Annotated in this window: 8 protein-coding genes; 4 read left to right on the forward strand and 4 right to left on the reverse strand. The window is 37.3% G+C overall.

Annotated features, from left to right (window positions below):
- Positions 1-289 precede the first annotated feature (289 nt).
- From J4051_RS18465 to J4051_RS18475, 3 genes are read left to right on the forward strand one after another with little or no spacing between them, the layout of a single operon-like run.
- A complete protein-coding gene (locus tag J4051_RS18465; RefSeq protein WP_208235364.1) occupies positions 290-3253 on the forward strand; it encodes a SusC/RagA family TonB-linked outer membrane protein in 2964 nt (987 codons plus the stop codon).
- Positions 3254-3263: 10 nt separating this feature from the next.
- The gene (locus J4051_RS18470) at positions 3264-4661 is read left to right on the forward strand and encodes a RagB/SusD family nutrient uptake outer membrane protein (protein WP_208235365.1); all 1398 of its coding nucleotides are present in this window, start codon (positions 3264-3266) and stop codon (positions 4659-4661) included.
- Between the two features lie 16 nt (positions 4662-4677).
- On the forward strand, positions 4678-7572 hold the full coding sequence (locus J4051_RS18475; protein WP_208235366.1) for a M16 family metallopeptidase: 2895 nt from the start codon (positions 4678-4680) through the stop codon (positions 7570-7572).
- 115 nt (positions 7573-7687) lie between these two features.
- Here the strand turns inward: J4051_RS18475 and J4051_RS18480 are convergent, their stop codons facing one another.
- The 4 genes from J4051_RS18480 to J4051_RS18495 all read right to left on the reverse strand — a co-directional run bounded on the left by J4051_RS18480 (position 7688) and on the right by J4051_RS18495 (position 9922).
- Positions 7688-7957, reverse strand: coding sequence for a DUF6520 family protein (locus J4051_RS18480; RefSeq protein WP_208235367.1), 270 nt, complete (start codon positions 7955-7957; stop codon positions 7688-7690).
- A 78-nt stretch (positions 7958-8035) separates the two neighbouring features.
- On the reverse strand, positions 8036-8473 hold the full coding sequence (locus J4051_RS18485) for a MauE/DoxX family redox-associated membrane protein (protein WP_208235368.1): 438 nt from the start codon (positions 8471-8473) through the stop codon (positions 8036-8038).
- A 104-nt stretch (positions 8474-8577) separates the two neighbouring features.
- Complete coding sequence (locus J4051_RS18490; protein ID WP_208235369.1) at positions 8578-9504, reverse strand: helix-turn-helix transcriptional regulator; 927 nt, start codon at positions 9502-9504, stop codon at positions 8578-8580.
- Positions 9505-9538: 34 nt separating this feature from the next.
- Positions 9539-9922: a DUF7793 family protein gene (locus J4051_RS18495; RefSeq protein WP_208235370.1), complete on the reverse strand. Its 384-nt coding sequence runs from the start codon at positions 9920-9922 to the stop codon at positions 9539-9541.
- A 413-nt stretch (positions 9923-10335) separates the two neighbouring features.
- Here J4051_RS18495 and J4051_RS18500 point away from each other — a divergent pair, with 413 nt between their 5' ends.
- Complete coding sequence (locus J4051_RS18500; RefSeq protein WP_208235371.1) at positions 10336-10533, forward strand: hypothetical protein; 198 nt, start codon at positions 10336-10338, stop codon at positions 10531-10533.
- The last annotated feature ends 512 nt before the right edge of the window (positions 10534-11045 follow it).

The following is an 11045-nucleotide window of genomic DNA, read 5'->3' on the forward strand; positions in this document are numbered from 1 at the left end:
ATACCTTCAACCAAAGGATTAATAGCAGATTTACACATTAAGAAACAGTTAGAATTAGTCTTGGGAACGGGCCGTTGTTGGTTGGAGATAGCTAGCAAAAAAAAGGCAGCGGCCTACTTCCCTAAAAATTAAAACACAGATATAGCCTATGATATAAGACCAAACTCTCTCATAAATGGATTTCACTAAGCCTTCAGCTTACGAAAAAAAAGCCCACTCCCAAGTTTTCGAAGACCATTGGAGCAGGCCTAAGTTAAAATAATTGTATCACTTTAACCATTACAAAACTATGATAAATAATCATAAATCAGTAAGATGGAGGCGTGTTTTTGCCTGCTGTCTCTTCTTTCTAACGCTATTAGAGCCTCTTTCCGCTCAAGATCTCATCGTCTCAGGAAAAGTTACCGATGGCAAACTACCCATCTCCGGCGCCAATGTTCTTATTAAAAACACCAAAAACGGAGTGGTCACTGACTTTGACGGACGCTACAACATTACCGCCAAAACAACGGACACGCTTCTAATATCATATTTGGGATATACCACGCTTACCATTCCAATCCAAAATCGCACAACCATAAATGTCACACTCCAAGAGGATGCCACAGCTCTAGGAGAGGTGCAAATCAATGCGGGCTATTACACCACCACGGATCGGGAAAGGACGGGGAGCATTACGAGAGTTACAGCTAAGGATATTGAGCAACAACCCATTGTGAGTCCTTTGGAAGCTTTGCAAGGACGAATGGCAGGTGTGGAAATAGTGCAGCAAAATGGGATACCCGGTAGTGCGCCAATTATTCGGATAAGGGGCCAAAATAGTTTAAGGAGTGAAGGTAATTATCCTCTATATATTATTGATGGTGTTCCTGTCAGTTCCACACCAATTAATAGCTATGGGAATATGAGCAATACAGGAATAGACCCTTTAAATACTCTTAGTCTGTCAAATATAGAAAGCATTGAAGTTTTAAAAGATGCCGATGCTACCGCTATATATGGATCTCGTGGTGCCAATGGAGTAATTTTGATCAGCACCAAAAGAGGTAGCCAAAGAAAGAGCGGATTAGAAGCTCGTATTTATTCTGGAATGGGAAAAGCATCTAAAAAGATGAAACTCCTTAATACGGAAGAATATCTGAAGATTCGGAATGAAGCCTTCCAAAATGACGGGGAGCAACCCACAGAATCTAACGCCTATGATCTCATCTTGTGGGATAAGAATCGGTATACGGATTGGCAAGATGAACTCTTCGGGGGAACTTCAATCATCTCGGATATTAATTTATCGGCTTCTGGAGGCAAGGAAAATACATTCTTCCGTCTAGGCGGTTCTTATCATAAGGAAGGAACCATACTTCCTGGAGATTTCAGCTATAATAAAGTAACAGCAGGACTAAATATTAATCACACCTCGAACAATAATAAATTAGGATTGAATCTCACTCTTAACTACGGGGTAGACCGCAATAATTTTATTAATAACCGTTCTCTCATATCGAGCGCCCTCACACTTCCACCGAATGCACCAAGCATGTATAAAAGTGACGGGACCCTTAATTGGATGGATTGGGAATATTCCGCATGGAACAATCCTATGGCAGGCCTCTATAATACCAGCAAGGCCCAGTCTAACACTATCGTCTCTAATTTGGAATTGACCTATAATCTTACGAACTCCTTTCTTTTTAAAACAAACTTAGGATATACCGAATTGAGTAGTAATGAAGTAATAAAAATGCCTAAAAGATCCTATAACCCGAGAAATTGGGAGTATGTCTCCCACCGTTCAATCCACTCCGAGAGCAATAGAAACTCGTGGATTATAGAACCCCAATTGGCATATCAAAATAATATCGGTACTGGAAAATTGGATGCTTTAATTGGCATTACTTTTCAACATAGTGTAAGTGATAGACTTCTGATGAATGCTGATGGCTATGTATCGGAATCAATGATCGGGAATTTGGCTTCTGCGGAAAAAACCATTGCGAATACAAATGAAGAAATCACGTATAAATACCATGCGGTTTTCGCGCGAATTGGATATAACTGGAACGAAAAATATTTTCTGAACCTCACCGGAAGACGGGATGGCTCCTCACGTTTTGGTGCTAATAAGCGTTTTGCCAATTTCGGAGCCATCGGTGGAGCATGGATATTCTCCGAAGAACCCTTTATGAAAAATCATAATTCCATTTTAAGTTTTGGCAAGCTTAGAGGGAGCTACGGGATAACAGGAAGTGATCAAATTGGGGATTATGGTTATATGGACACCTATGCATCCACACGGGCGCCAGGAGGCTTGTATCCAACACAACTCACTAACCCAGATTATTCTTGGGAAGAAAATAAAAAATTGGAAGCTGCAGTGGATGTTGGGCTGTTTAGAGATAGAATCCGACTGGGCATTAGTTGGTACCGAAACCGATCTTCAAACCAACTCGTAGGATATCCACTTCCCTCCCTAACTGGTTTCTCATCCGTTCAAGCCAACTTACCCGCCACTGTACAGAATACCGGTTGGGAATTGGAATTAGCCACCAACAATATTCAATCTAATGAACTGCACTGGCAAACCTTTATCAACCTAACCATTCCCAAGAATGAACTATTGGAGTTTCCAAATATAGAACAGACTTCGTATGCCAACCAATACCGCCTTGGACATCCACTAAATATTAAATTATTATATCAATATGATGGAATTGACCCTAATACGGGTTTGTATAAAATGGTCGATGCCAACCAAGATGGAAAACTGGACTACGAAGATCAAATAGTAATCCTAGATCAAGGAAGAAAATATTATGCTGGAATAAATAATAGTATTGCCTACAAGGGTATCTCACTACAATTTCTATGGGAGTTTGTAAAGCAGAAAAGTAGAAAAGATCCATTTCCCCCCGGTTTTATTGGTAACTACCCAAAAAAAATTCTTGATGTGCTGAAGGAAGACACCGAACTTCAAATGATTTCGCAATCAGTAGAATCCTATATTGCCTATTCTCGAGTTATAAATAGCACTTTTTATATTGAAGATACATCTTTTCTACGATTAAAATCAATATCTCTAAGCTATAACCTACCAGCTCAAATAATGAGTACTATAGGAATAACAGAAGGAAAACTATTCCTAAACGCACATAATTTAATTACCCTAACCAACTATAAGGGATTGGATCCGCAATCTATCGGAAACAATCTTCCTGTATTACGCACCATTAGCTGCGGATTGCAACTCAACTTTTAAACTTTTAATCATGAAATCAACGACAAAAAAAATATTATTTATGAATTTGATACTATTCATTTTCATTTCCTCATGTGAAGATTTTCTAGAAGTACCTATCCCTACACATAAAATTATGAGCGAAACTGTTTTTAATGACGAAACAACTGCAATTAGCGCTATGACAGGAATTTATCATGAATTGTTTAACGCCACCTTTTCAAGTGGAGGCATTAATAGTGTAACTGCTTTGGCAGGGCTTTCTGCTGATATTCTTGAACCAATAAGCACCAATAATTACCAGTTGACTGAATTTAAAGAGAACGAAATTTCTCCATCAAATAGTGCCAATCTGAAACTATGGGCTAGTGCATATAAAATAATATATATGGTCAATAGTCTTTTAGAAGGACTAGAAAATTCGCAAAACATCTCTCAAGAAACGATTGATCGTTTACAGGGAGAAGCAAAGTTTGTGCGGGCATTTACTTACTTACAGTTGCTCGCTCTATACGGGGAAGTACCTTTGATCACCACGACTGATTATCGCAATAATGCACTTTCAGCAAGGAACTCCATCGCATCTATCGAAATGCAGATACTGACCGATCTAAATGATGCCTTAATAAAAGTGAATACTTCGTCGGACGAAATAGAACGCACCCGCATTACGAAATTTGCTGTTATGGCATTGCTTGCTAGAGTATATTGCTATCAGGATAATTGGGAAAAGGCAGCTGAATTAAGTAGTCTGGTCATTGCGGAAACAGGAACATTTGAAATCCTCCAAAACTTAGATCTTGTATTTCTGGCAAATAGTCGTGAAGCTATTTGGCAAATATCTCCCAAAGGTAGAGGAAACATATTGACCTATCCAAATGAAGGTCAGCTGTTTGTTGGCACTTCAACTTCATCAATAAAATTATCCGACAGGTTTGTATCCACTTTCGAACCTAATGATAGTCGGATGCATCATTGGATAGGATTCTATTCATCAGGAACAAGAACCTTTAATTTTCCATATAAATATAAGGATAGATCAAGCAATAATAATATTACCGAATATTCTATGGTCTTAAGACTTGCAGAACAGTATTTGATCAGGGCAGAAGCAAGGGCAATGTTAGGAAATTTGTCTGATGCTATTGCAGATATCGATAAAATACGACTGAGAGCAGGATTAGAGCTTATTGTTAACATCAACCCTGAAATTGGCAAGGAAGCATTACTCGAATTGATATTGGAAGAACGAAAAAATGAACTTTTTTCGGAATGGGGACATCGTTGGCTAGACCTAAAGCGTACAGGAACAGCCGCTAAGGCATTAGAACCTATAAAGCCGTTATGGGAGGAAAGCGACTTGCTATTCCCAATTCCAGAAGAAGAACGTATTAAAAATCCAAATTTGGGACAAAATACAGGTTATTAATAAATGAAGAATCAAAATGACACACAACAGAATAATAAATTTAATCTTCCTAACATGGAGTGCCAGTATATATTTGAATTCCATATCAGCACAGCAAAAGTCAGTCGAAGAAAGCAATTTCGAAAAATTGGATCAAAGTATTAGACATGGTAAATTACCTAATGGTTTTACCTATTTTATAAAACCTCTAAAAACACCACAACCAAAATTGAGTTTAAATTTTTATGTCAAAGCTGGTTTCTATCAGGAGGATGAGGATCAAGTGGAATTGGCGCACTTTGTGGAACATATGGCTTTTAAAGGAGGTGATCATATACCAAATGGGATAAAGAATGACCCGGAGTTATTAGAAAAGAACGATGTTTATAGAAATGATATAACTGCCACAGCTTCTTTAGAGTTTACTAAATATGTATTTAATGTTCAACCAAATAATTTTAAAGCATTTAATTTTGGCCTTCTTTTTTTTCATGATATAGCCTCAAGCTTAAAGTTTACAGAACGAGACATAGACAACGAGAGAGGAGTAATGATTCAAGAACTCATATTTAGAAACGGTAGCAATCTCTCCGATTATTATATAAAGGAGACTATTAACACTAATCTATTCCCTTGTAGAAATGAAATAGGAAATCTTTTTGAGCATTACAAAAATTTTAAAAGAGAGTCTTTAGTGCGTTACTACAAGGATTGGTACCGCCCAGATTTAATGGCACTTACAGTAGTGGGAAATATCAAGGATATTGATAGTCTGGAGCAGCATATTATAAATAGTTTTATCGATATTGAAAGGAATAGGAACCCTCGGAAAATGAACGACTGCAAATCCACATATTTTACCAGTCCCAAAAATTTCCTGAAGTTTGAAAAAAAAATAGATCAAGAAAAATCATTGATTCCGGATTTTGTTGAATTTCAGCTATTTTTCCGTGACACCCATGCACTCAAAGAATTTAATACATTTCAAGGAGTACAACGGGAAATCTCTTGGAAGCTTCTGACCGAAATTCTCAATTCCAGATTTTTGGAAGCCACCAATATGTATAATAACTCTTTTAAAGCGAACAGTCGATATTCCAATACCTCACATCCGTCAGCATTGAGTATAAAAATAACGACAGAAAATAAAATGCAACGTCAAGCACTAGAAGACTGTATGAAAATTATGTTACAAACCAAGAAGTTTGGAGTCACTGATAAAGAATGGACCATGGCTAAATCCAGATTCCTGCAACGTATAAAAGATGACAACTTGGAAAATTCACAATATTGGCAAAGGGAACTGGAAAAACATATTGTTTATGGCGAAGAAATGCCAAGTGATAAACAAAAAAAAATAATCAATTGGTTATCTGCACTTTCTTTGTCAGAGTTCAATGAACTTGCAAAAGAATTTCTGAATAAAATGCCTGAAGATATAATTATAATCGCTCCCTCAGGTCATAAGGCTTTATCCTATTCGGAAAAGCAAGTCCGGAAATGGATAGAACAAATCCATAATGCGGCTGAAAAGCCCTTTCACCCCAAATCAGCTCCACAAGCACTGATAAAAAAAGAAATTCTCGCCGATCTAAAAACGAATGATTATATAAAAGAGATTTCCGGAACATCTGGTGCTACAGAACTGATATTGAACAATGGAGTTAAGGTGAGTTTAAAATCTTATACGCCTTCCTCGGGTGCGCATAATAAAAATATCATGGTTCATGGTTTTAGCCCATATGGTGCATCAAGCTTTCCTAAGGAAGACTACTTTTCTGCAATTAATGCACCTTTAATAGTTAAACATACTGGTGTCGGAGGGCTGGATAAATTTCAAATAGAACGTTTTTTGGCTGACTCTGGTTTTAAAAATGGGGTTAGACCATACATTGAGTATTCTGAAACCGGAATTAAAGGAGATGCTCCACTCCAGAATCTGGAAAATCTCCTTCAATTAGTTTATCTTCATTTTAAAGAACCTGGCACTAATAAAGCTGCTTTTAAAGATTGGGTCGTTAAAGAAAAAATTAAATTTCGAAAACTTCCTTACAGTTTGCACGTTTCCGATTTTTTGCATGGGATAAAAGATTTCACAGACGAAAGTTCAGAGACACCTATGGGAACTATACGCTTTAAAGGAATTTCTAAAACCAATATGAATAGAGCGCATGACATATACAAACAACTTTATGGAAGCGCTAAGGACTTTACTTTTATAATAAGTGGGGATTTTAAGTTAGAAACAGTAGTGCCTCTTGTAAAAAAATACTTGGGAAACCTTCCAAACTCATCTGAATCGAACATAAAGAATATTAATGGATTATCTGCTGTTTCCCCAACAAGAAAACCCGTAGAACAAGTAATTCATTTCGATTACAATAATAATATAAAAGGACAAAAATATGGCATTAGATTCCTTCTTAAAACCAATGACCCGAATAACTGGCAAGAAGAGATCAACTTAAAAGCATTAAGTGTTCTAACTAATTATAAACTTAAAGATTTGCGATATGCAAGAGGATTAGGGCTATATAATTTTGGTGTGGATGGAAAGTTAAATAATTCCTTATCACGTTACGAAATAGATTTTATCTTTGATACTACGCCTTCAGAATTTGAGGACTTACGAACCGAAGCAAATCTCCTTATAAATGAAATAAAGCTGGGAGAAATAGACGATAATTTATTCATGAGTGCCGTAAAACATCTACATCTCCTATATAATTTGGATCAATTAAATAAAAATTCCCAAACCATAAAAAGATTACACGAACATTATCGTTTTGACAAACAATGGGTCAATCCAATAGAAATGAACGAATATGTAAAATCACTCACACTTGAAGATATTATAAACAGCGCACAGAAATATTTCAATGAAGATAATAAGTATGAATTCAGTATGATGGATGGTAATGATTCCATGTGATCTTTCTTATTGATGTGTTTTTATGTTATCAGAAGAGCTAAGCGCAAAATTCATGAAATAATACACTGGGGGAGGCTTACCCCAGTGTATTTGCTGCTGAAATCCACAAATTAATTTATGGTGTAATTAAAATTGCCTCTTCAGAATTTCCTGATCTCGGAGTTGTGAGATCAGCATCAAAAACTTGATAAACTTCACCATTAGGTGAAAATTTCACTCTACAGTCTTGAGAGCCCGTCCCGCACATAACGTCAACTTGTTGCCAAGCACTATCTTTATAAATATAACCATTTTCAGGTGAAACTGTCGTATCGACGAATCCAAAAGACAATCCAACAGCCATTACAAAGGCCAACATCGGTAAAATCATTTTTAATTTTTTCATAATATTCAAATTTATAAATTATGATCTACTCTTTTATACAGGTTTTCGACCTTCCCCCTGTCACTACGTAGTATTATCTTAGTTAAAATCATGTTTCTGCTTCCGTTCAATAAGAATTCCAATTAAAGCAACTCCAATAAAAAAAACATTAAAGATTAGATGTTCACTCCATCCTAATGCATCCAAAACACCACCACATGAACAAGGTATTGAAGGGCTGAAATTTAATATCACAATTATATAGGTAGTGAACATAACCATTATAAAAAAACTTAAATACAAACCAATGACACCCGTCTTATGGAACATTAACAGACCCGATACGATGAGCTCAATCACTATAATACCTACGGAAACTAAGCCTGCGTAATCACTCAACAGCGGAGACTGTCCCAACTGCCTTTCGAAAGTCTCATAATCCAGCAACTTACTCACTGCTGCATAACTGAACAATAAGATGAACAATAGGCGAACAATTAAAATAATTGTGTTTGATATTTTGGATGTGGATTTCATAACCTGATAGATATAGTTACGGTTATAAAAATATCACATGATGAAAGTCTTATATTGTCTATAAGAGACTTATACTTATCAGATTGGAAATAATATAAATGCAATTATTCACTTGAACTATCCTTATTGATTTCGTTTCGCAATAAATCGGTGGGATTATAGCCGTATTTCTTTTTAAAGGCTTTAGAGAAGTTGGGGTAGGTGGAAAATCCAGTCAATAAAGCTATTTCTTTGAGAGGAAGATCTCTTTGGGATATTATGGTATGGGCCCGTTTTAGACGCTCATCATTATAGAAGCTATAGACACTGGTATTAAAAAACTGTCGAAAGCCAGATTTTAACTTAAATTCGTTGGTGCCAAAATTTCGGGCCAAGGCCTTTAATTTCGGTAGGGGCTCTTCAAGGTTTTCCAAAATATAATCGTAGATTTCCTGGATAAGGACGGCATCGGCTTGACGATTAATACGTTGCTTAATGAGGGTCTCGTTGAAGTATTCATGTAAATGTAATTCCTGAACGACGGGTACAATAAAGCTTAATGTAATTTGTGACTGCGCTTTAAATTTTGTTAATGAGCAATGCATAAAAACCCGTAGTCCCTTTTTGGAAATCAGTTCCAAATCAAGCGCCTGTTGTGAATCACCAGGTTGGTTCAAAGCAATCAATGTGTGTTCAAACAGGTTTGAGGTTTCTGGTGTCAGAAAATCTGTGAGAACATGTTCCCGTAGTTCTTGCTCCGAATAACCAATAAGACTACGAAACTCTTTATTGGACATTTGTATCTGCCCTTCAAAATTGAGAACTGCCCCGGCTTGGGCAAGATAGACATACGATTGATGGGGATTGATATAGCCCTGATGAAAGATGGCATCTCTAAATTCTTCTGTCACCATATTGATCAAAACAACTAAGGCTTCAAGTTCGTCATCATGTCCGCTTAACGGAATGCGCATATTGAAATTGCCGTCTGCCATAGCAAAGAGCATTTGTTTTATAAAATAGATCCGTTTTCTGTTGTGTTCTTGTTGCATGGTCAGGCCGGATTTAATTGTGGGCAACCACTGGTTATTTAAATTGGTTTAGGTAATTCAACGCTTCGGTTTGGCAGATGAAAATTTTTGTTGGTGTCCTTGGCTTATTAATAGTTACATAAAAACTGCTCATGGAATCCAATACGGTTTGATCTGCCCAAATAGCTACTGCCGTTGCCAGTGAAGATCCATATTGCGCCAAATAATTCCTTCCTGCTTTTTCTACACCCACCACACCTCTTATGTCACATAAGATCGGAAAAGCTCTATTCTTTTGAAATCGGACTCGGTTTTCAACCACACTATACGCTACTTTAAGTGTAATGACCAACTGAGGCTTATAGGTCCAAAAGAGAATTCCGTCAGCCACGCAGAACTTGGCATAAGCATTTTCACTTATTTGTTGTGCACGTTTCATAGTCTAAAATTAAGGGAGTGGCATACCAAAAATATAAAAATTTTCAAATGGACTATTGCCAATTGAGTATAATCACTTGAAAATCATTTTTTTTTGTTGTCAAATCAGGAACATTAATTGTCTAAAACGGAATTATCCAAACACCTATAGGAACCGTTTGAAAGATTATAAAGATATTTAATCGATGATTCAACTCACTACCAGTGTTTTGGGTTTTAAAATAGTTGAAGTTAATTGACTCATTAGTGGTCATTTTATTGAAAAAGTTGAATTAGATATACGTCGTAGTTTGTGTAAGTATAAACACTTTATTGATTGATCCATTATCTAGCATGGTTGTGTTAGGGCTTAGTATTAGTTTCCACGGCATACCAGCTTCAATTCATGTCGGTCTCCCTCTTATTAATGTACAGATGAAACGGATTTGTATTTATAGTAAGGATATTTGTTGGATCACGGGACGAAGTGAGCGCTATGCAAGAGAGGTAATGCGCGACATACGGCTTTTGCTCAAAAAGGAAAAACATCAACTGATTACCATCGCTGAAGCTTGCGATTACCTGGGATTGCCTTTTCAAGAAGTCTGCGAAATGCTCAACCGAAGAACATAATCAAGCAATGAGTGACACATTAGCGACACCCCCAGAGCGACATTGAGAGTCTGCCTTCCAGAGCAGGGAGATACAAAAAAAACACACCCCCAAGCGTCATTGCGAGGAATGACGCAGGAACGACGCGGCAATCTTTGTGTTGACGGCTCCCATTGATGAGATTGCTTCGTCCTGCGTCCCGGCCCTGTCGGCAGGCGGGCTCGCAATGACACCGGGGTGGAAAGGCTTATAAATGACAGCTCGTTATTGTTTGTTTTTGCTGAACTTCCCCGATTAGAGTTGACCGGTATTCATCGTTCAAAAATCACCAATCAAAAATCTTCAATCGGTAATCGTTAATCGCTGATCCCTACCCTCTACCTCTCCACCTCTCTACCCTCTACCTTCTCTACCCTCTACCTCTCTACCCTCTACCTTCTCTACCCTCTACCTTCTCTACCCTCTACTCCCCCCATAGATACTCCATAGATACTCCATAGATACTCCATGGATAAAGCATGCCATAGGCACTT

The sequence above is a fragment of the Gelidibacter pelagius genome, assembly GCF_017581925.1.
GTDB lineage: Bacteria > Bacteroidota > Bacteroidia > Flavobacteriales > Flavobacteriaceae > Gelidibacter > Gelidibacter pelagius.

Excerpts from the sequence above, each read along its gene's own strand:
- J4051_RS18465 (WP_208235364.1), top strand. The coding sequence starts at position 290 with ATGATAAATAATCATAAATCAGTAAGATGGAGGCGTGTTTTTGCCTGC.
- J4051_RS18470 (WP_208235365.1), top strand. The coding sequence starts at position 3,264 with ATGAAATCAACGACAAAAAAAATATTATTTATGAATTTGATACTATTC.
- J4051_RS18475 (WP_208235366.1), top strand. The coding sequence starts at position 4,678 with ATGACACACAACAGAATAATAAATTTAATCTTCCTAACATGGAGTGCC.
- J4051_RS18480 (WP_208235367.1), bottom strand. The coding sequence starts at position 7,957 with ATGAAAAAATTAAAAATGATTTTACCGATGTTGGCCTTTGTAATGGCT.
- J4051_RS18485 (WP_208235368.1), bottom strand. The coding sequence starts at position 8,473 with ATGAAATCCACATCCAAAATATCAAACACAATTATTTTAATTGTTCGC.
- J4051_RS18490 (WP_208235369.1), bottom strand. The coding sequence starts at position 9,504 with ATGCAACAAGAACACAACAGAAAACGGATCTATTTTATAAAACAAATG.
- J4051_RS18495 (WP_208235370.1), bottom strand. The coding sequence starts at position 9,922 with ATGAAACGTGCACAACAAATAAGTGAAAATGCTTATGCCAAGTTCTGC.
- J4051_RS18500 (WP_208235371.1), top strand. The coding sequence starts at position 10,336 with ATGAAACGGATTTGTATTTATAGTAAGGATATTTGTTGGATCACGGGA.